The organism is Pseudomonas sp. TWR1-1-3 (genome assembly GCF_049896805.1).
Lineage (GTDB): Bacteria > Pseudomonadota > Gammaproteobacteria > Pseudomonadales > Pseudomonadaceae > Aquipseudomonas > Aquipseudomonas bubulae.
The window spans coordinates 457224-476782 of the sequence record NZ_JAFCUZ010000001.1 but is presented as its reverse complement, the minus strand read 5'-3'; the positions used below and the strand labels follow the sequence as shown (position 1 = coordinate 476782).

Below are 19559 nucleotides of genomic sequence, written 5' to 3'. Positions count from 1 at the left end.
CACCCCCTCCGCAATAGCAACTTCAATACTCTTATCCATCTTTAGTTGACAGCCATTAAATTGGCGCCAATTAATTCTCTAATTAACCCACTCTAACCACTCAACAAAATAATCTCATCGTCTCGACAGAAAACATGCATGGCGATATGATATCAACCCGTTAAGCAAGCCCCACCCAAACAGGATGTTTTGTGTGCCGAAGTTCTTTTATACGGACTGCGTAGTAACCGATCTTAAACAAATAGACTTTCACCGTGACGAGTTCACTGCCCGTATCAATGGGCGCACGGCCAAACGCCTGGCCATGACCCATGACCTTTATCACCACCTGATGGGCGCTGACCGCAGTGGCAAAAGCCGGGTCTGGTTTTACGTCCCCGGGTTCAATAAAGCGCTGGTTATCGCCGCTGTACGGCCTGCCGGCCAAGAGCACAACGTGCTGCGCAATCGCGCAATCAGCAGCCCTTACAAAATGATGTTCAGAACCTTGCTGGCCGGCGTGCTGGCCTGGTTCGCCACCTGGGCCTTGCTGGCGGTGCCTGTACTGTCCTGGTATGGCGCCAATGCGCAAAAGGGTGTGCCCTTGCTGGAAACACTCAGCCTGCAGATCGGGGCCGGGGTTGCGTTCCTGAGCTTCAGCTATTGGCTATGGGTTCGGCTAAAGATGCACCGGCTCCAGCGCTGGCCATCAGGGGATTTAACGCCTTATACCCAGGCAACTGTTCCAATACCCGACGCCGCCCTGCAGGTCACAGCAAAAGCTGCAGAAGAGCTTGTCGATTAACCCCTGGCACTTTTTAACGCTCGCTGTTTTGCCGTCAGGCGGCCCCTTCCTGCTACCCCGGGTGCCGAGGGCAGCCCTTACCCAGCTGTCAGGTGCAATGGATGGCCATTCTTTATTTTCAGATCTTGATTATTTCTACTCTTTACCTCGCGCGCCGCCTGGGTAAAAAGTCATTGGTTATTGTCTGTTGTGCATGGTCCATATTCAGCCTCTCGAACGGGTTTCTGCCCGGCGTGATTCTGCTCCAACTGTTTACCCTGTGGGCAGGCTGTTATTGGTTTCTGAAGCGCAAAACAAACCACGCCGCAGAGGCACCTGCAACAACGCCTGCCGAAAAGAGGCCTGCAGTATCCGGCCCTACGCCGACCCCGCCGTTGCTTTTGGTGCCTGTAGCCTCAACGCCTCTTGAGAGTCCACCCACGGACGGCGGTTTTCTTCGCTCGCTCGACACCCTAAACAATGCACTCTCATCCTTCAACGACTCGGTCTGTTTGAGCCTTGAGGTTCAAAAGGCAACCGCCTCGCTCGCAGCCGTCTTGTTTACCGAGAAGCTTTGCACCGAAAAAGCGCTGGAGCGCGCGCACGCGGCTTTAAAGCTGGCTGCCTGGCGCCAGGAGCATGGCGAGAAAGCCTGGGCGCATTATCTGCAAGCGCAGGCCATATACACCAAAGCGCTCGACTCCAGTGCCAACGCCGCTGTAGCCGCGCCACTGCCCGAGTGGAGGCACATCGATTTTTCCAGCGCCAGGGAGGGTGATACCCCGCTGGCGATTGCCATAGAGGCCAAAAAACGCCAGCTGCAAGGGGAACGCGACAGGTTTTTCAGCGATATTGCTCAGCAAGTCTGGGCTGATCTCCCTCTTCGCATTGCCATGGCTGATGAGCTGAGCAAGGTGGGCGGCCACGAGACCTGGGCGTGCATTTCCCGCCAGGCTGAATTCACCCACAAACCCCTTGCGCGCCTTATGTTTGGAGCCATATTGGGCAAGGTCCAGACATCAACGGCGGATCGCCCGACACCCGTGTTACAAGGCCGTGAATCAATCGGCTTTTTGCCAGGGTTCCTGCTAAAACAAGCGCTCCAGACTCGCGCGCGGGTGCTGGAACTCCCCTATCTGGTTCATTTCACTCGCGTCGAAAACCTGCCTTCGATCATGCAGCATGGCCTGTGTTCCATCACTACCCTTAATGACAAACAGATCGACTTCAGGTTTAACGATCATCTGCGCCTTGAAGGTCAGCCCCATGCCATTTGCCTGTCTATCGGCCATCCCAATGACAAAATGTTCGCCAGTTACCGCTGGAAAAGCCCTGAACAAGGCTGGGCCGTTCTTGTGATTGATCGCTGCGCCTTATGGTCACTGGATACGGCATTGTGCAATCACAACGCAGCAGATCACCGAATTCGCCAACGCCCCCTCGGCGACCTTAAAACCCTGGAGGCCTTCGACAGCCTTTTTATGCCGCTGAGTACCCTGCCCTCTCGAGAGGACAGCAGATTGCTACCCTACGACCCTACGGATGTACAAGCCGAGGTTTTAATCTTCGACACGTTACTACCCGAGCTTATCAACGGTGTGGTTTTCAGTGACCCGCACAACCTGCAAACGTATAAAGACTGCATTGCGGGCAAGCCTGCGCACTTGCACACTGAGAGCCACGGCTTTCTCGGCGCAAGAACTTATGCGCGCAAAACCGGATGGACTTATTGATGGCCAGCAGACCCGTTTTTATCCCTGACCTTGATGGGCAAGCGCTGGTGCGTACACAGACCCTGGACTTTCGATGGTTTGCAGGTCTGAGCCTGTCCCAGAAGCAGAAATCCGTCACCGCACTGCATCAGGCAGCCCATGCAATACCTGGTATAAATAAGGTGCTGGAGGTGTCCACTAAATCCACAGAACCTCTGGGCGCCGCCCTCAGTGCTTTCAATCTGTGCTTTGCTCACTCGGTGCTCGGTCACTCGTTGAGTGTCGAATGCGCTTTCCAGGGCAGCAAGGTATTCGTTCAGGGTGGGCCTTTCACCGATATCTATGCAATGTCCTCCCGCGAGGCAAAGCGAGATGAACGGCTGCGTGTTTCTGGCAGGCTGACAGGCTTTGATTTCGCCAACGTGCAATGGCCTCTGGAACCGCAAACAGCGTTTTATGACTGGCTGTATATCAGCGCGCTGAAACACCGGGCGGACCTGGCGGATCAGCTATCCGAATATTCTGCGTTCACCGACATTGAGTTCAGCCCGCAAAAATCCATCAATTGCCAGGCTTACTCGGTTGCACTTTTCGTTTCCCTGCAGCAGAGAAACCACCTCGAACAGGCCACCGAGTCGCCAGGAGCTTTTCTCCGCTATTTAGGATCCAGGCCTGTGATCAGCGCGCACCAGGACGACCTGTCGCAGGGGCGGCTTTTCTGAGTGTGCCCAGGCACAGGCTTGGCCTGCGCCATTGAGATCGACAAGCCATGGCTGGACAAAGAGCACCTCTGTCAAAACCGGCTGCTGCAGCTCGGTATCGACGAATGCCCATAATCCGCAGCCAGCGCTCAAAGATTGCCGACCAACCCTTCGGGTTTTAGTCCGTTATGTCAGGGTGACACGCTTTTGCCCCAAGGCCGGCGGGTCGAAGAAACGGCAAGCAGACGCAATCTTGTCAGAGGTGGTGTGACGCTCGAAAAAGTGAGGTACGAGCGCTCCACCTCCCGCTTAACACCTAGCCTTCAACAACTTGCATCCCCAACAATTACCACGCTGACTTCATCGAGCTGACCACAAGCCGCAGGATTTAGGTCATTCCCCAGGTTGCGCAAGCGATCCGAAAAATTGCGGAAGTGATTCGCCAAATCGCAGGCATAAAAAAACCCCGTAGACCAAGGTCTACGGGGCTTTCGAAGGTGGAGGCCGAAGCCGGAATCGAACCGGCGTGGGCGGATTTGCAAGCCGGGACTGAAGTCCTTCATAACCGTAGCCTGTAGGCTGTTTGGTGTTCCATTAGTAGCAAACATCCTATGTCTTACAGGCCGCATTCTGTCGAGGCTCGGCCTTAGGTTATGGACCCAAAAATCATCGATCTAACAGCGCTCTGCTGGTTGAAAAAGCTCCAGGGCAATCACCCCCTAAAACTTCCGAAGTCGCGTAATCGCATCTGTAATCGCTAGTGCATTTGTGTCCAGTGTCTCCATGGCGGCGAGTGCGCTATCTGCAACACTCTGTATGCCATTGTCCGAAAGCAATTTCGTGATCTCCTCTACCGCCGCCGCTAGCGCATGCTGGTTGTGAAGTATCAATGTCAGAGCATCTGCCATGACAATATTGGACTCGGAGTGAGATGACATGACATTCGTCCTAAGAGTTGGATTTGTAAAAGCCTAGTTCACGATCTGACATCTAACGGCATGCGCCTAACCGCCTAGCACCCCATGCTTGCATAGCTCCTAAAAGCCCAATGAAATCAGGGCTTTGCATCTTGCGCTCGCTGCAACGACGCCCCACGGTGCTCTACCACGATTAGCCATTCCCCGAATTTCCCCCGACGCAGTATTCCCCCTCTCCCCGGCGTCCTGCCGAACGAACACAATCCCTATTGATACGTTTCAACGCTGCACGGCTATGGCGTCATAGCTGGACTCACAAGCAAATCCGGCCCGACGACTTTCTGTAAGCGCTGCCGCCAACTCTCCCGCATATCCATCAGCTTCTGATCGCAGCTCGGCGAGCAGATCGATAAGGTCGTCGATTGTCTTGCCTCGCTCGGTAAGACGGGTATTGAGGGCGGACTTGTCGGCAAGTAGCTTTCGGGTTTGGTCGCGCAAGCTGTCATTGTCAGCGCGCTGCCGAGCAGCAAGAGCATCATCTTTCTGTTTCTGGTCGGTTGCATCGGCGCGCACCTGGTCAATGTCTCGTTGGCGTTGATGCTCGGCCTGACGAGCTTTCTCACTCGCCTTGGTTGCGGCAGTGGCTATATCTGCGAGCTTTGTTTGATGCGCCGCGCTCAGGCTGGCCAACTCCTTCCCGTAGCGCCAGCCATCCATTTTCCATGTGGAAAAACAAGCAATGGCCACCAACACAGCAAGAGCCAGCCAGCGCCCCGGGCTCACGCCAACACCTTCAGCGCCCTGGCATAGAGCGCCTGACGATCAGCTGCGCCGTTATGCCCACCATTGATGCGACTGGTGATCTTGCTGAAGCTACCAGCATCGGCCAGCGTACTAAGGCCCCTGCTCGCCCAGAACCACGCCGCTGACATGCATGCGTGCTGCGGCTTCTCCAGCAACTCAGGCTGAGCTATCAAATCCAGGCCCAGAGCTTCGCCACAAGCGCGGTAGTTATTCTTGCCGGTGATATGGATCAGGCCTCGCCCACGATACTTCCAGCCGTCGCCGGGGGCTGTGTTGCCCATGCGGCTGCCGTAGGCGATGTTGGCGATCTGTTCGGGCTTACGCGCAACATCGGCGGCCAACTCAGCGCTGAAACGACTTGGCCAGGTACGCTGCAGGGCCTCGGCGCTGTAGTTCAGGTTTTCCACCAGGCGGGTTAACTGTCCGGATTCGTGGCCGATCTGGGCGATAAAGGCCGTGATGCGCTTCGAACCAATGATCTGGTAGCGAACCATGGCGGTGCTTAGGACAGGAACAAAAACACCGGCAACTGGGCCGGCGTTCGGGAGGATCTGCAGCAGTTGCTGCGCGGTGATGGGCATGGCTTTCTCCGGGCAAAAAAAATCCCGCGCGAGGGCGGGTTGGCTTGAGGGCATCGCGCTCAGTCAAATAGCCGTGTTCTGGCCTCATCGACGGACAGGCCCAGGTCGTATTTCTCGACCAGGGCAGTCACTGCAAACTCATTGCTGATGTAGCCCCCGAGAGCGATCTGCTTGCGGTAAGCCTGAACCTCACACCAGCGTCGATAGGCCCTGACAAGCTTGTACAGCAGCTGGTGAAGAAGCGGAGCCAGTCCATACAGCGGCCAAAGGGATGGCGAGACGAGTAGCGTCAACAGCGTGCAGAGCAGCAACCCAATAGCCAGCACGGCGTACCACTGCCGCACATGCGTTTTTTCGTGCTCGATCAAGCCAGAATCATCCTTGTATTTCGAAAGCATTTTGATGAACGGGCCTTGAGCTGTGCCGCCGAATCCATTGGTGAGTTTGTTGGTGTACTTAATCAGGTAGTAATTCATTTAATGACCTCGCTCTTTTCACGCGTCAAAGACGCGAGCCTTAGTATTTTTAGTTTTAAACATTTCCCTACAGGCGTTAAAAAACCCGCACTTGGCGGGCTTCAATTGGCTCTTAACTGGATCATGTCAAAATGGCAACACGACCCTTCCGCTCAAATATGGATGCCACTTTTTTGCCGGCATTCATCATCGGTTTTTCCAAGTAGTTGAACACTACCCAGCTGACCCCCAATGTGACGAAAACCGAAGCCGTATAGCCGACGACAGCACCAAGACCAAGTTTTTCCGACAATGCGACAACCACCTTCGCTACAACTGGGTGCATCAGGTATATGGAATAGCAGGCCGATCCGAAGAAACCAAGAACCTTGGCCGGCGCAGCACTGAATGTCGGGTTCAGAAAATAGAGTCCAGCCACAAAAGCCATGCAGGAAAACGAAAGAATGACGCGCTCAGCGCCGGTCACGATAACGATGGTATCGCCAACAACCGGATAGAAGCAGAAGACCAAAAAGGACGCAGAAAGCATCGTGATTGACGAAATGCGCTTGCCCTTCAAAGGGTGACCATAAACACCAAGCGCAACCCCTCCCATGAACAGGAAAAGTTGATTGAAGGGATTTATGTAGGTGCTCCATTGCTCGACCAAAGGAACTCCAGCATTAAGGCTATATGCAGCAAAATAAATGCCGGCGGCAATGCTTGCAGCTATGGCCACTGGAAGTATAAAAGCTGACCGACGAGATAGTAAAAAAACCACTGGCAGAATTGCATAAAAAACCATTTCATTGCCGATAGACCAAGCGCCTACCGTAAAATACGCCGCTGGATCAACGAAACCGAATAACAAAGAATAGTTTAGAAAAATCTTGAACAAGTCAGGTTCGAAGGCCTTGCCGCCCATAACGCTAGACAAATAACTCAAACAAATGGAAGTCGTCAGTACCAGCCAAAATAACGGGAATATCCTGAATACTCGCTTGATAAGAAATGATCCGACATCAGTTGCTGTATTTATTTTCCCATAATAAACAAGCCCCAAACTCAGGCCGCTCAGTATGTAAAACATGGACACTGCATAAATTCCAAGTTTTCCCAGCAGATGCTCACTTCCCACCGGGCCCGTTGACCAACTTACATAATGATAAATCATTACCGCAAGCGCCATGAGCCCCCGCAAATAGTCCAGGCTTTCAATTCTTTTCATTTCAACATCCAGTGTTTAAGGGGCATTTGGCCGCAAAGCCTAGCCCACCCCCCCAGCCGATAGCAAGGGCCCACAGCAGGCCGCCGGACCGACCGGGCCGACGCTAAGCAGCAGCGACCGCAAGAGCGGATTGCCCTTGCACGGCTGCCGCATACAGCAACAACAAGCCTCCCAGCGTCGAGCTTTTGGTGCCCGTCCTGCGGGGCGTCATGTTTACTGCGTTTTAAATTTCGATTCGATGGTGAATGTGAATGGGGTTAGCGGAACGAACCCGGCAGTAACATCACTCGGGAATAGCTCGGCCTTAACGGTTATCGAGTAGTCCGCGTTGATGACGAATGAGCGGAGCATGAGCGGCCGCCCGTTGCCGTCCGTCATGCTAATAAACCGCATCGATCTACGAAGCTCATCAGGCGACGCAAAATTAATCGGGCGACCAGCGACCCGGACAAAACCGAAGAACGCCGACCAAAAGGTGCTGCTATAACCCACGCTCAAAATACCTCCGGCTACTGTACTCGGTGCGCTACCCGATGCAGTGACCGAACGCTCAACGCTGTCGCCGCCGACAAAGTCAATAAGGTCGCTAGCCTCACCCACGTAGACCCAGTCAACCTCGGAAACAGTCTCTGCCCCCACGTCGCCATAGGTTAGAACGCGAACTACAAAGGTCGAAGCTGTATCAACTTGAAAAGGTTGACTACGCATGACATGGAAGTCGTCGCCAAACTGAGCGGCAGTCCCACGGGCGTTAACAAACACCTTATCCGCACCCACTACGGTGTCTCGCACAAGTACCTTTAGATGCTGGTTAGTGGCATTGCCATCGCCCGATACCCGGCGTGCACGCATAAACAGTCGGTACTGGACACCTGGAACCAAGCTGATGGTTTGTTCCATTATTCCGGTTACCCCAGCAAGCCGCGCTTTCGATCCAGAAATAGAGATACTGGCTGGTAATGGCAATAGCCAGTGCAGGTCATTGTCGAAGTTTCCGTTCATCAACAGATTTTTCGGGTTACTGATACTTGCCGGCTCAAAATACAGGCCGGTCCCTGGATTTAATTTACCGGAAAGACGAATGATCTTGGTGGTATACGAGGACTGTGTCTGGAACACGTCGTCGTAGACGGGAGCGTGCGTATAGATGGTGACGCCATTACCATACTTGCTTGTTACGGCGGACGTGTAGAACGCATCACCGTAAGGAATCCGACTGGCTGCGACCTGCGGCAAGCCCATCACATCCTGTGCAATGTCGAATGAGCTGATGCTAAGGCCACCATTGTTACGCGAGAACAAAGCGATAAGCCGGCTACTGCCCGTGTCATATGCACTAACACCGCCGCCGTCACGGTTGTCGCGGGCCAACAATAGCCATCCGGCGTGTGATCCGGGGGTATTGGACAGAGTGTAGGCCAGGCGCCTGATTGTCGGAGCATTTAGCTGGATCGGGATGTAAAAAGCACGCGACCAAGCACCACCAAGCGGTTTTTTATACACGACTGCGATGGTTTTCCCACGGGCCACCACAACCAGCGTGCCGTCAGACTCTTCAGCCAGCGCTGACTCATTGCCATCAGTGCCGATAAGCTCGCTGGTGAACGTCACGAAGTCGGTGGTTCTCACGTAGTAGAGCGATGAAAAGTCATAGGTCACAAACCCATAGCTCCCGTCGTCGAGCCTCTTCACGTCTGAGCGTATTGCAATAGCCGGACCTGGAACCACCACCTCGTTAATAAGACCGCCGGCGATGTTTGCAGGGTTCAGGCTGTAAACCGATACGCGATTAGCGACACCTGCGGCGGCATGAAACACTACGACTTTCATCATGCCACCGACCAATACCGCCTGGCCGTGGTGGTCGGTCAAGACACACGGGTCGCGCGTATCGTAGGCAAGATCAAGGACGAGGGTAGTGTCGATCAGCACCCCGGTCTCTTGGCTGACCCGATGCAGCTTGATGACCCCGTCATCCCCAGTATGGCCGTTGCCCGACCTAAAAAACACGAAGTCCGTCCCCCCATATCGCGCCACGCTTGGGAATGATTGCATTCCACTGCCATCTGCTACCGCCCCTAGAACGCGGTACTTGGGCATAGGCACCACGGATGATGGATAAGTGCTTGATCGGGACATATGCTGCTGCCCTTTCAAGTAGCCATCCAGAGTGTCGCCTTGGTGTCCTATCTCCTGAGACCCAGCAGGACTTGCTAGTGACTGTCGAAGAGAGTCATCCCCAATCAGCTTTAGCTTTGGCTCATCAGTCACCCAGCCAGTCGTGGTCAGCGGCAGAAACTGACTTTTTGCGCGGTACTCATTGCCAAGGTAAGTAACAGTTTGAGTTGTGCGAACCAAGACAATGCCTGGAGCGTACGGGACTGGCGCCTCGTAACCGCTAGACTCCAGGAATGCAGTGAACTGGGTTTCGCGCTCAGTTTGGGCAGCACGAAACTCAGTGGCGCGGCGAAGGTGATCCGCAACGTACTCAGCCTCCATACCCTTCCACGATTTGCGCGGCACACCTTTACGGCCCGGGTATGACGGATCATCCCCAAGCAGTAATAGATCCAAGTTCTGGGCGTTATCAGACAAGTCTTTTGGAGAGGTCGACCCGATCGGGTTGCCAGTGTTGTAAGCCATGGGCATTTTTCTCGCAGGCGCGCCCATGCCTCCGCGCAGAGGGCGGATGCGTAAACGCTGTTTTAAGTTTCCGGCGAGCTGCCGGTAGAAAATATGTAAAAGGCAGTGGCCAGGGCAGGTCGCTACGGGGTTGGCTCAGCCTTCGGCCATTTCTGATTCATGGCGATATCGAAGATGTCCGACCCCAAGATGTATTCAGGCGCCTCCATCCACTCCTTATCAACCAATGGGCGCTTGAACAGACTGAGCTGAGCACTGAACCGCCAGAGGTCCACACCCACCAAGACCGGGCCGCTGTAGATGTCGACGAAGTTGGCACGGTACGGCTCCATCCCCATCGGGGTCAGGAGTGGGCATTCGAACGGCAATGATCCGGAGAGCAGAACGTATTCAAACCACCCTTCAAACAACTGCGCCTCGGACGGTGTCAGCAACCAGGTGACAGTCGCCACAGTCGGCGTGCTGACAAAGGCGCGGCGCCGCTCCGAGCGACCGCTCACTAGTTTTGTGCTGGTTATCGGGCTGACAGGATCAAAGCCATAGCCCTCCCGCTGCGGCGTAGGCAGACCTTCAGGGTATGCAAGCATGGTTAGCAGATCCTTTATCAGTCCGGCGCCGTGGCGTGGTCGTAGGTGTAAACGCGAGCGTCATAGGGCATCCCCTTCATTGAGACATTCCCATTGGATGGATCGGCAGAGGTCACCAGTACCGGGTAAGCCCATTTGTCAGCAGGTCCGAACAACAGGCGTGGCGAATTCAAGGCTGGGTCGTTGCTGGGCACGAAGTCCAGGTCATCGACCCTGACGTGGAACTCATCGAGTTGAGTGGCCGGATAAGGTCCGGACAACGTGCCATCCAAGCGACTGATTCCGATCTTGTGGGCGCCGCCGGCAGACCAATCCAGCGGCTCCGATGATTCCAGTACCAGCCCGTCAATGACCGACTGAACGCCAAATAACAGCGCGCTCTGACAAAGCCCCGGTGTATCACTGGCCACCGCGCAAAAGCTCAAATAACCCGAGTTGCGCCCGGCCAGCGTGGTCGCCCAGGTGTAAGTATCCGATCGGAACAGTTGGTGCCCCCGGCGGCGCATACCCCACCGATAGGCGCGGTCTCGATCAGTCACTCCTGGCAGTTTGACCTTCTCGACCTTCAACCCAAGATCACCAGGCCATCGGCATTCAACGGTTTCCCATGCCCAGCTTTTACTCGAGTAAAATTCAACGTCTACAGCGTCATAGTCATTGATCGAAGGAAGCGGACCGCTGATTTTCAAGGCGGTGGTCATGTTCTGCGGCGAGTAGGTTTGGGTCTTAGGCCCGTACTCGCGCTCAAATACGGCTCTAGGCTCATCACGGACTGGCCTGATGAGCCCGTTAGCGATGGTCAGCTCAGCCCAGCCGCAGGCGAGCGCATTGTTCAGCGCTTCCTTGGCAATACTTGAGGCATCAATCGTCTCGTCGTAGAGCTGGCCATCGGCAACACAGGACGCGTGCAACTGGTCAAACTCTTCAAGGTCGATATCGGCGTCGGTGTAACCCAGCGATTTGAGTACATTCAGCACCCACGGCACGATGTCACGTGTAGGTGCAGGCTCTTGCCAGGCACCGCCGCTGCGCAGTGGCAGGATTCGGGTAGCCTCCAGATTCACCTGGCTCTCTGATTGCGCTGAGAGCCGGTCAGCACCGCGGATTTTGGCCGAGATGACTGTAATGCCCGGATAGCTGGTTGGGCGAATCTGACGCAGCCCGCGCAGGCTATACCACATCATGTCGTCGATGACCTCGTCAGCGTTCGCGCCGCCGATCTTGGGTAGGCGCTTGAGGCGACACTCAGGGCGCATTGGATAAGGCAGATCATGTCGGAAGGTAAAGCCCTGGGCGTCACGCGAAGCACCACTCACCCATTTCGACAATACCGTCCAGGCACCGGCCACATCCGCATCCCGGTACTCAAACTGGTGGCCTGATGAAATGGCGTACGTATCCCCTTTCTTGCCGAAACCAATCAGACCGCTGTCCGCAAGGACGGAATACTCGATGGCGGTGACCATCTCCCCGACCGGGCTGCAGACGAAGGGGCCGCGGTACCCACCCAGCAAGCTGGAGGGGTCGAGGTTGATCACGCTGTTGACGCTTTCCAGATAGCTGAACCCAGGCCAATCCTCATCAACGGCACCTGCGGAGGTCAGACGCTCGACCTCAACAATGGAGCTACCGAAGGCTGTGATGCGATACCGCAACCCTCGAGGACCAATGCAGGCCAAGCCAGTGCCCAGCGCAAGGCCATTCGCAGGCGCGCCGCCGTCATAGTTCAAGGTCATCTCTGCGGGGTGCTCAGGAGACCCGCTGGTTGGCGCAGTGCCGGTGCTGCTGATTGGACTGCTGCCGAAAAGAGTCGCGTCCGTCGATGTCAGCGGCATACCGGTAAAAGCGGACGTTTCCGTGAGCAGTAGTCGGCCCAGCGAGGCGGTGGCAATGAATGGCGCAGCGCCCTTGGCAGCGTTGAACGCCCACACCAGACCGGCAAGGTCGGTTGTCGCAGTGTTCAGGTTGACAGGGTATGCCGTCCCGCCTCGGCTGACGGTGAGCGACAGCGGTGTCACATCAAAGTCGTAGCGCGACGGAGCACTGGAGCCCCGCAGCGTTGAAGCCGTACCTGCGCCGGGCGGTATTGCAGGCGCATAAGGCGTGTAGCTGTTGACGATGTACAACCCGCCGTTGGCACCCACAACCTCGATCGGCATGCCGACTTCAGGATTGAGCATCTCCAGAGGGCCTTGGACGATGTCGCGGCCCACGCCGCCATCGATGACCGTGTATTCGTAGTAAGCCAGCGCACGAATCACTAAGCCGCTGACCCAGTCGGCAGGGAACGCGCCCGCTCCCGCAGGGATCGAGATGGTTTCGCCATTGAACTGGTAGGCCGAAGCCCGCGCCGATGGAGTAATACTGTTCGAAACCGTCAACTGCAGGCCAGCAGATCCGCTTGAACTCGCTCCCACTTCGGCCACGTTGTACCAGAGCATCGATGCGGTATCGCCCGACACATCCGCACCGGGTGGATAGATCGTAACGCGGGCATCGGCACCCAGCGAAATCAGTGGAGTCTCACCCACCTTGATCTTGCTGATGGGGATATCCAGATCGCCCGCCGAGACGTACAGCAGCATCTCGATCCACTGCTCCCGTGGAGAAACAAACCAGGTGCGTGGTTCAGCCAGGTAGGACGGGTATACCTTTTGGTGCCCCGCGATCTGGCGAATGGTGTCGCCCAGTTTGACCTTGTTGCCCTTGGCGCTGGCCTCGGTCAGAGGGCTGCCCTGCACAGTAGAGTTCGAAGGCATGCCGGGCATCTTCGGCACCATCATCTTCATCACCGCCTTCGCGCCCGCAAACAGGGCGTAAGTGATACTGAAGGGGTCGGTGCCCTTGGGCTCGCGATAGATCTCGACATGATCAGACGGTTTGAAAACCACCTTATGCCAGCGCTTCGCCTCAATCAGCTCGTCATTCAGCACAATGCTGATCGGAGGCGACTCCATCCGCTGGTAGCTGGGCGACTGCTCGACCAGCCACTGCTCCAGCGTCATGCGCCGATCAGTCGTGTACGTGACCATCGGCGCAGAGCCGGCCATCTTGTTCGGGAAAAATTCGATCACGGTAGAAGACCACCCTTGGAAAGTCAGTTTCAAACTCGCGGACGGTGCGCAGTCGTGCACCGCCTGGGTTGGTGTCCAACACCTTGAGCCTGCCATCAGCCTCGACCACCACGCCGACATGCAGGCATAGCGCGCCACGAAACACAGCCGCAATGGCGCCGACCTCTGGAGGGCACGTTTCCATGCCCTGCTTGAGGCCGTGGTAAGCGTGGGTGTTCTCGCGTAGCCGGTCCTTACCTACAGCGCCCAGGCTGGGCAGCAGAGGCAGGCCCAGCAGCTGATGGCGAACCGCGATGCACAGCCCCCAACAATCGAAGGCAATAGGTCCTCGGCCGCCATCCCGGTAAGGGGCGGATAAAAATGTTCTCAACATGCGGGGTTAACCTGTTTAAAAGCCCAGTGGCGGATAAGGCATAAGGCCAGTAGCTTTACTCGCTCATGCAGCAGGTTTCTCCAGCCCGTTGCCAGCAAGCCCACGGACTGGGGATGGCGCCAATGTTGGCGCGCTGCAAACCTAGGAGGTAGGTAATGACGAATGCAGTAACCCAACAACAGCTTGATCACACTCTCAGGCTATTTGAGAAGCTCGAAAACAATGAGATTACAATTGAGGTGTTGAAGGAGGCAGTGAACAACCACGCGGCGCAGATACTGTCGAAACAGCACCTTATTAATTTCACTTTTACTGCATTGGTAACCGGCAGGTTTATCGTCAGGCAAACCGGCCTGTCACCTTTAACGCCTTTCGGCAGGCAAAGGCTCGCAGACATAAAAGCGGCCTAAGCAATAAGGGCCAGCTTCTCTCGGAGCTGGTCTCGCTGCTCGGCAACCCCCTCCAGATCGATATGCAACCCAGTGATAGCCGCGTGAAGCTCTCCAGCGGGCCCTGTCTCATCCGAAAGCCCCCAGAAGCTATTGCGCAGCATATAGGCCTTGTTCAGAACACTGCTTTCCAGCGCCCATAACTTGGCGCAATCAGCCAGCAGACTATCCAAAGCGTTTAGGTGTTCTGTGCCAAGACTGGCAACGGCGGTACGAAGATCGCTCATGTTTTTCAATTGAGGCTCGATCATGATTCCCTCCGAATGGGTTAGATGTACTTCAGGCCAGGTGCGACCAGTGTGGTGAGCTTGTCTCGCGGGTACCCAATGTTCAGCAGGTCAAAGAACCCGCAGGAAAACTTGGCTGTGTTATCGGCGTACTCTCGATCCAGCACCGTGAGGTGGTAAATCGATGTTGGATAGCTCAGATCGCTCAGCAGGTATTCGCGGTGAGTGATGTAAATCCGTTTCCCAGCAAGCCGGTATTCCTCGACGACCTTCTGCACGTTGCCCAGCGTATTATCAATTTCGATGTTCAAGCTTTGGTATCCGCTGCCGTCACTCTTGGGCAGCGCGTCCCCCATCGCCACACCCGGGAAGGTCAGCTCCCTGCCGTCCTCGGTACCGCACGTCCAGTCATCGAAGCCCTGAGAAAACAGCAGTGTGGCGCTCTCTCCTTCTGCCCGGACTTCGACGGTCTTGATGATCATGTCTCCGCCAGAGGCGTAGCACTGTTCGATTGCGCTCATACGATACCTCCTATCCAGCTTGGCGTTTCAGACCGTAGGCGGCCTCGAGTGAATCTGACGCCTCGTTTCCTCCGGATCGAATCTGCGCTGCCCATAGGTTCAGGTATTCAGAGCCATCAGAATTGGTGCCTCGCTCGCTTTGCCCTGCACGAGACCTGTCCTCGATGAGATTTACTGTCAGGCCTTTCCCGCCTGCCCCTCCGCCTTGCGCGACCTGCTCCAGCGTACGATCCAACTTGGCACTGGTCTGAGCAGTAGTAACCCGCTCACCCTTTTGCAGCAACCAGGTGCCGGTTTCCGGTACCGCATCGATGCCGTCGTGCGCCATACCGGCCACAGAGCCGATCATCCCCATGAAACTGCCCGCTGCACCCAGGGCAGAAGCCGCAGCCGCCGGCGCCGCAAATGGGCCAACGATAGGAATGGCTGCCGTTGAGGTGAAAGCGTTCAAAGCAGCCATGGCAACCTGAGCCGTACCCCACTGAATCAGCATCTTCAGCGCGGAACTGGCGAACGTCGCGGCCATGTCCGAGAAAGACAGCTTGCCGGTGGTCACGAAGTTGTACAGCGCGTCATTCATGCCGGAGAAGGCATCGGTGAACATATCCTTGGTCTGGCCGGAAATGTCCCTGCTCTGATCCAGATAGTTATTCCAAGCATCGCCCACACCGTCCATCCAGTTGCTCTGGGCGGCATCGAGCTGGTTGTAATAGTCCTGCTGGATCACCATGCGTTCGGCGAGTGCCTCGCTGAGCAGCTCGGTTTCCTGCTCGTACAGCTCCTGACTGATATCACCAGCATTGCGCTGTTTGAACAGGTCAGAGACCTGCTTGTCATGCTCCTGTTGGATTTCCAGATCAGCCTGTAGACGCTCTTTCAGCTTATCGCCGGAGCCTCCGCCGGATAGTTCAATTCTGTAACCCTGCCTGATCGTTTGGTTGGTGTCTTTCAGGGTTGCTCCGAATGCAGCCAGCTTGGCGGCGTCTTCGTTGGCCTGTTTCAGCTGTTTCAGGCTGTCCAGTTCGACAGCCAGACCTTCAAGGCGCTTTTGCTGCAGGGCATTGATGCCGACCAACTTGCCGCTTTCAATCTCAAACTGCAGCTTGGCTACTTCCGTGGCATTTTTACGCGCATCAGTGGTGGTATTGATAAGCTCGATTTGACGCTGATAATCCTCTTCCGTAGACGCGAATTTCTTCTGCACCTCGGAAACCGACTTGGTGTCAGCTTTCTGCATTTTGAGACTGGCATTAACCTTGTCGATCGCAGCAGCGTGCTTGAGCGCTTCTTTTTCAGACTCTGGATCCAGCTTGAGAATGCCTGCGGAAAGCTGCGCCCGAAGTTTTTCAACCTCAGTCAGCTTTCCGGCGACGACTGCCTGTTTTTTCAGACTGTCCAGATAGCTCTGGCCCGCTTTGTCGCTGGCAAATCGCACACCATTCAGCTCTGCCTGAGTTTTCTGGATGGCGCCTTTGAGCGCCTCTACCCGCTCGCCTGCCTGGTCCAGCGGCAACGCAAAAGGCACGTCACCGCCCGAGTCAGCGCCCGACTGCAAGCGGTCGTACACCTCTTCAGCATTTTTGAGTTCAGATTGAAGGCCATCAAGGGCGCCGCTCAGCTGTTCAAAAGAACGCTTACCCAGATCATCAGGCAACATCCCTTTAACAGCACGACGAATGCGCGTAGACGCATCATCAAATGCGTTTGCAGCCTTGCTTGTACCTTCTTCAGCTTTGTCGCCAAAGTCCAAAAACGAATAGGCGATAAGGCCCACAGTGATAATCAGTCCGGGCCAGCCAGCGGCCAGAGAAAGCAAGGTGCGGCCTGCTTTTGCAGCCATCGCAAAAGCTGCGCCAAGAGCAGTGCTACTGGCGGCCCATGCGGCCATTGTTGATGTTGCGGCCACTTGTGCTACGGCCAGTTGCCCATTGACCACGGCAAGCGCTTCAGTCGCAACGGTGCGTTGTGCCAGGGATGCAGTGACGGCCGCAGAACCGGCAATGGTGGTTGCCGTCAACTGCGCCTCGGCGGCGGTAAGCTGCCGAATGATCGCCGTTTCTGCCAATCGCAGCTCGGCCATCCGGGCGACCGATTGCTGCCGGCCAATATCAGAGATTTGCGCACGTAGGCGCTGCTGTTCAAGCTCAAGTTCGGCCACTAATGCCTGGCGAACAGTTTGCAGACGCGCTAAATCAGCCGTCTGCACTTGGCGCGACGCAAGCACCGACGCCTCAGCACTGGCAACGGAGCTTCGCGCCCTCGCCAAATCTGCAACAACACCTGCCTTTACAGCCTCAAGCCTGCGCACTTCACCCGCCGTGGCAACAGAATTTGCCAGTGCAAGCTCGGAGGACGCCTTGATGTTGACGCCCATTGCATAGGCATTGCTGATCAGCGCTCCCGCTGTTCTTCCCAAAACGACCAACAGCCCGGCTTCCAGAATCCGGGTAAAGGTTTGAAGCTTTCCAGAGTCCAGGGCCGCAGATAAATCCAGCACTGCCGTCACAAAAGCCCGGGACACGCCCAAGGTGTTGTCTAGCGTACCGATAGCCCGTGTTGCGCTGTTTTCAAGAACAGTAAACGCACCGCTGATAGTGGTTTGCGCCCGGGCAAACTGGTCATCAATTGACTGGGTTTGGCTAAGAATGGCCCGAAACAGTTTTTCGGATGTAATTGACCCTGTTTCGCCGAGCTTTCTCAGGTCTCCTACTGCTACCCCAAGACCGTCAGCAATTGAGCGGGCGAGGCCGGGCGCCTGCTCAAGCACCGAGTTCAGTTCCTGCCCACGCAGCACACCAGAAGCAAAGGCTTGCCCAAGCTGGACCAGCGCCCCTGCTGCGGCACCGGCAGACACGCCGCTGGCCGACATTGCCTTACTGATGGACTCAGTAACCTGGATCATCTCCGTCTGGCTCACGCCCAGAGCGGAAGTGGTTGAAGCGATTCGCTGGTATAGCTCTGCCGTAGGCTCAAGCGCCGCCTGCGATCGCTGCGCTACCTCAAAAACCTCTTGAGAGACCTTGGCCAGCTCTTGCTGGCTCACGGTCACTTGCTTTAGCCGGTTCTGAACGGAGGTCCATGTTTCAGCGTAGGCAATGAGTTCGCGTGTGCCCAAGTACCCAACAGCAGCCACACCAATTGATTTAAGCGAGCTGACAATCTGGCTGCTCGCGCTTTGGGTCGACCGCTCGATTTGGCCCATGCGGTTTGTTGCCGTTCGGGCGGCGCGATCCATTCCCTGTTCAAAACCGCCAATGCGCGCAATGAGATCGAGTGTCAGGGTTCCCAGTGAGCGCGAGGCCATCTGCTTTTCTCCAGGTAACAAAAAACCGGCCTTGGCCGGTTCTTAGTGATGATGCCCGGGTATCAGTCATACCGGGCTTGCTTTGCCTCAATCATTTGAAGCTGAACGGGGCTTAGTGCTTTTCCCGCACTGCGGGCAATAAAGGCTGTGTTTGGCTATCGTGGCGGAGCAGTTTGGGCACTCCACCACACGCACTTTTTTGACTCGCTCAATCTCTGCCTGCTCAATCACAGACGCTTCACGGGTAGCGGCCCGCTCAGCCGCTTCTTTTGCCCGGTACTGTTCATTGACCTGTGAAATCATCTGCTCGGTGTTGCTGGACACAGACCGCTTGGAGCCTGACATCAAGATCACGCCAACAACCAAAATAGAGACCACAACGGCCACGGCCAAGCTGATAATCAGCCACAGACCATAAGCAGCAATTGCGACAGCAATCAGCCCGAGCAGCCATGGCGCAAGAATGACGGCAATGACGATAAGGACCAATAAAATGGCTAACTGCACGGGTGATTCCTCCCTGAAATGGGCGGCAATCTAACACTATCGCCCGGAAGCGCCCAACCGCAGCCACTTACTGCCATGTCGCCATAGCCTCTTCCAGGCTGATCGTTGCCTGCGCCTGGCTGTAAACCATGAAATCGCTGAGGTCCATTTTCCCGCCAGCCACCTTGCTGGTCAGGTGGGTCAACAGCGCGAAGTGACGCTCCAGGCGCCGGTTTTGATCGAGAGTGCCGTACTTTTCCCTATAAGCGATCCAGTCCAGCACTTCGCGGTGGGTTAGCCGCTCCTTGGCTTCGGCAATGGTGCTGCCTCCGATGCGGTTCAGCACCAGTTCGTGCCAGAACTCATCGGAGGCGCTTAGTTTTTTGCTTGATCCTTCCCGGTGCCGTTGGCTTCATTGACCGCGGTGAGGATGGCAAAACCCAGGGACGACTCCAAGCTGAAGGCATCTTCGTAGCTAAGCGCTTCAGCACCCTCTTCACCCAGGAACACGCTGGCCGCGATGTATTTGGCGTTGCGGCTTTGCTCAGCTTCGTCCGGGGCAAATAGGCGTTCGATGACACCGAACGACTGGCGGCGGATATGCACGTTGAATTTATCAGTCACGTCCTTGCCGGTGGTCGGGTCGGCGTGGACCCAGGTGACTTCTTTTTTAACCAGTGCGCCGTCGACGATTCCGCCTTTGGCTTTGAGTTGCTTGAGATTCATGGAAAGCC

The 19559-nt window shown here is 55.9% G+C and carries 19 protein-coding genes; 4 read left to right on the top strand and 15 right to left on the bottom strand.

Annotated elements, in window-relative coordinates:
- The first annotated feature begins 193 nt into the window (after positions 1–193).
- The 3 genes from ACP7BE_RS02225 to ACP7BE_RS02215 all read left to right on the top strand — a co-directional run bounded on the left by ACP7BE_RS02225 (position 194) and on the right by ACP7BE_RS02215 (position 3197).
- On the top strand, positions 194–784 hold the full coding sequence (locus ACP7BE_RS02225; protein WP_426104539.1) for a hypothetical protein: 591 nt from the start codon (positions 194–196) through the stop codon (positions 782–784).
- 101 nt (positions 785–885) lie between these two features.
- Positions 886–2496 carry a DarT ssDNA thymidine ADP-ribosyltransferase family protein gene (locus ACP7BE_RS02220; protein ID WP_426104537.1) on the top strand — a complete coding sequence of 537 codons (1611 nt, stop codon included), beginning with the start codon at positions 886–888 and terminating at the stop codon, positions 2494–2496.
- Positions 2496–3197, top strand: a complete 702-nt coding sequence (locus tag ACP7BE_RS02215) for a DarT1-associated NADAR antitoxin family protein (protein WP_095025674.1) — start codon at positions 2496–2498, stop codon at positions 3195–3197. The genes ACP7BE_RS02220 and ACP7BE_RS02215 overlap by 1 nt, the downstream gene beginning before the upstream one ends.
- A 698-nt stretch (positions 3198–3895) precedes the next feature.
- On the opposite strand, the gene ACP7BE_RS02210 is transcribed toward ACP7BE_RS02215, so the two are convergent.
- The 9 genes from ACP7BE_RS02210 to ACP7BE_RS02170 form a co-directional block, all read right to left on the bottom strand.
- Entirely contained in the window at positions 3896–4114 is a 219-nt protein-coding gene (locus tag ACP7BE_RS02210) for a hypothetical protein (RefSeq protein WP_426104535.1), read from the bottom strand.
- A gap of 258 nt (positions 4115–4372) precedes the next feature.
- On the bottom strand, positions 4373–4876 hold the full coding sequence (locus tag ACP7BE_RS02205; RefSeq protein WP_426104533.1) for a DUF2514 family protein: 504 nt from the start codon (positions 4874–4876) through the stop codon (positions 4373–4375).
- On the bottom strand, positions 4873–5478 hold the full coding sequence (locus tag ACP7BE_RS02200) for a glycoside hydrolase family 19 protein (RefSeq protein WP_426104531.1): 606 nt from the start codon (positions 5476–5478) through the stop codon (positions 4873–4875). The genes ACP7BE_RS02205 and ACP7BE_RS02200 overlap by 4 nt, the downstream gene beginning before the upstream one ends.
- Positions 5479–5537: 59 nt before the next feature.
- Positions 5538–5954 carry a hypothetical protein gene (locus ACP7BE_RS02195; RefSeq protein ID WP_426104529.1) on the bottom strand — a complete coding sequence of 139 codons (417 nt, stop codon included), beginning with the start codon at positions 5952–5954 and terminating at the stop codon, positions 5538–5540.
- A gap of 121 nt (positions 5955–6075) precedes the next feature.
- Complete coding sequence (locus ACP7BE_RS02190; RefSeq protein WP_426104527.1) at positions 6076–7161, bottom strand: acyltransferase family protein; 1086 nt, start codon at positions 7159–7161, stop codon at positions 6076–6078.
- A gap of 213 nt (positions 7162–7374) precedes the next feature.
- Entirely contained in the window at positions 7375–9804 is a 2430-nt protein-coding gene (locus ACP7BE_RS02185; RefSeq protein WP_426104525.1) for a hypothetical protein, read from the bottom strand.
- A gap of 122 nt (positions 9805–9926) precedes the next feature.
- A complete protein-coding gene (locus ACP7BE_RS02180; RefSeq protein ID WP_426104523.1) occupies positions 9927–10391 on the bottom strand; it encodes a hypothetical protein in 465 nt (154 codons plus the stop codon).
- A 17-nt stretch (positions 10392–10408) separates the two neighbouring features.
- Entirely contained in the window at positions 10409–13465 is a 3057-nt protein-coding gene (locus ACP7BE_RS02175; RefSeq protein ID WP_426104521.1) for a host specificity factor TipJ family phage tail protein, read from the bottom strand.
- Positions 13404–13838: a hypothetical protein gene (locus ACP7BE_RS02170; RefSeq protein WP_426104519.1), complete on the bottom strand. Its 435-nt coding sequence runs from the start codon at positions 13836–13838 to the stop codon at positions 13404–13406. The genes ACP7BE_RS02175 and ACP7BE_RS02170 overlap by 62 nt, the downstream gene beginning before the upstream one ends.
- Positions 13839–13993: 155 nt before the next feature.
- Here ACP7BE_RS02170 and ACP7BE_RS02165 point away from each other — a divergent pair, with 155 nt between their 5' ends.
- Positions 13994–14248, top strand: a complete 255-nt coding sequence (locus ACP7BE_RS02165; protein WP_426104517.1) for a hypothetical protein — start codon at positions 13994–13996, stop codon at positions 14246–14248.
- Here ACP7BE_RS02165 and ACP7BE_RS02160 read toward each other — a convergent pair.
- From ACP7BE_RS02160 to ACP7BE_RS02135, 6 genes are all read right to left on the bottom strand, one after another.
- Positions 14245–14538, bottom strand: coding sequence for a hypothetical protein (locus tag ACP7BE_RS02160; RefSeq protein WP_426104515.1), 294 nt, complete (start codon positions 14536–14538; stop codon positions 14245–14247). The genes ACP7BE_RS02165 and ACP7BE_RS02160 overlap by 4 nt on opposite strands.
- Before the next feature lie 17 nt (positions 14539–14555).
- Positions 14556–15035 carry a DUF1833 family protein gene (locus ACP7BE_RS02155; RefSeq protein ID WP_237149441.1) on the bottom strand — a complete coding sequence of 160 codons (480 nt, stop codon included), beginning with the start codon at positions 15033–15035 and terminating at the stop codon, positions 14556–14558.
- 10 nt (positions 15036–15045) lie between these two features.
- A complete protein-coding gene (locus ACP7BE_RS02150) occupies positions 15046–18339 on the bottom strand; it encodes a phage tail tape measure protein (RefSeq protein ID WP_426104513.1) in 3294 nt (1097 codons plus the stop codon).
- 87 nt (positions 18340–18426) lie between these two features.
- A complete protein-coding gene (locus tag ACP7BE_RS02145; protein WP_426104511.1) occupies positions 18427–18846 on the bottom strand; it encodes a zinc ribbon domain-containing protein in 420 nt (139 codons plus the stop codon).
- 67 nt (positions 18847–18913) lie between these two features.
- The gene (locus ACP7BE_RS02140) at positions 18914–19171 is read right to left on the bottom strand and encodes a phage tail assembly protein T (protein ID WP_019829244.1); all 258 of its coding nucleotides are present in this window, start codon (positions 19169–19171) and stop codon (positions 18914–18916) included.
- Between the two features lie 29 nt (positions 19172–19200).
- The gene (locus tag ACP7BE_RS02135) at positions 19201–19551 is read right to left on the bottom strand and encodes a phage tail assembly chaperone family protein, TAC (protein ID WP_019829243.1); all 351 of its coding nucleotides are present in this window, start codon (positions 19549–19551) and stop codon (positions 19201–19203) included.
- Between the last annotated feature and the right edge of the window lie 8 nt (positions 19552–19559).

Coding starts and splice junctions, on each gene's coding strand:
- ACP7BE_RS02220 (WP_426104537.1), top strand. CDS start 886: ATGGCCATTCTTTATTTTCAGATCTTGATTATTTCTACTCTTTACCTC.
- ACP7BE_RS02215 (WP_095025674.1), top strand. CDS start 2,496: ATGGCCAGCAGACCCGTTTTTATCCCTGACCTTGATGGGCAAGCGCTG.
- ACP7BE_RS02210 (WP_426104535.1), bottom strand. CDS start 4,114: ATGTCATCTCACTCCGAGTCCAATATTGTCATGGCAGATGCTCTGACA.
- ACP7BE_RS02200 (WP_426104531.1), bottom strand. CDS start 5,478: ATGCCCATCACCGCGCAGCAACTGCTGCAGATCCTCCCGAACGCCGGC.
- ACP7BE_RS02195 (WP_426104529.1), bottom strand. CDS start 5,954: ATGAATTACTACCTGATTAAGTACACCAACAAACTCACCAATGGATTC.
- ACP7BE_RS02190 (WP_426104527.1), bottom strand. CDS start 7,161: ATGAAAAGAATTGAAAGCCTGGACTATTTGCGGGGGCTCATGGCGCTT.
- ACP7BE_RS02185 (WP_426104525.1), bottom strand. CDS start 9,804: ATGGCTTACAACACTGGCAACCCGATCGGGTCGACCTCTCCAAAAGAC.
- ACP7BE_RS02180 (WP_426104523.1), bottom strand. CDS start 10,391: ATGCTTGCATACCCTGAAGGTCTGCCTACGCCGCAGCGGGAGGGCTAT.
- ACP7BE_RS02170 (WP_426104519.1), bottom strand. CDS start 13,838: ATGTTGAGAACATTTTTATCCGCCCCTTACCGGGATGGCGGCCGAGGA.
- ACP7BE_RS02165 (WP_426104517.1), top strand. CDS start 13,994: ATGACGAATGCAGTAACCCAACAACAGCTTGATCACACTCTCAGGCTA.
- ACP7BE_RS02160 (WP_426104515.1), bottom strand. CDS start 14,538: ATGATCGAGCCTCAATTGAAAAACATGAGCGATCTTCGTACCGCCGTT.
- ACP7BE_RS02155 (WP_237149441.1), bottom strand. CDS start 15,035: ATGAGCGCAATCGAACAGTGCTACGCCTCTGGCGGAGACATGATCATC.
- ACP7BE_RS02150 (WP_426104513.1), bottom strand. CDS start 18,339: ATGGCCTCGCGCTCACTGGGAACCCTGACACTCGATCTCATTGCGCGC.
- ACP7BE_RS02135 (WP_019829243.1), bottom strand. CDS start 19,551: ATGAATCTCAAGCAACTCAAAGCCAAAGGCGGAATCGTCGACGGCGCA.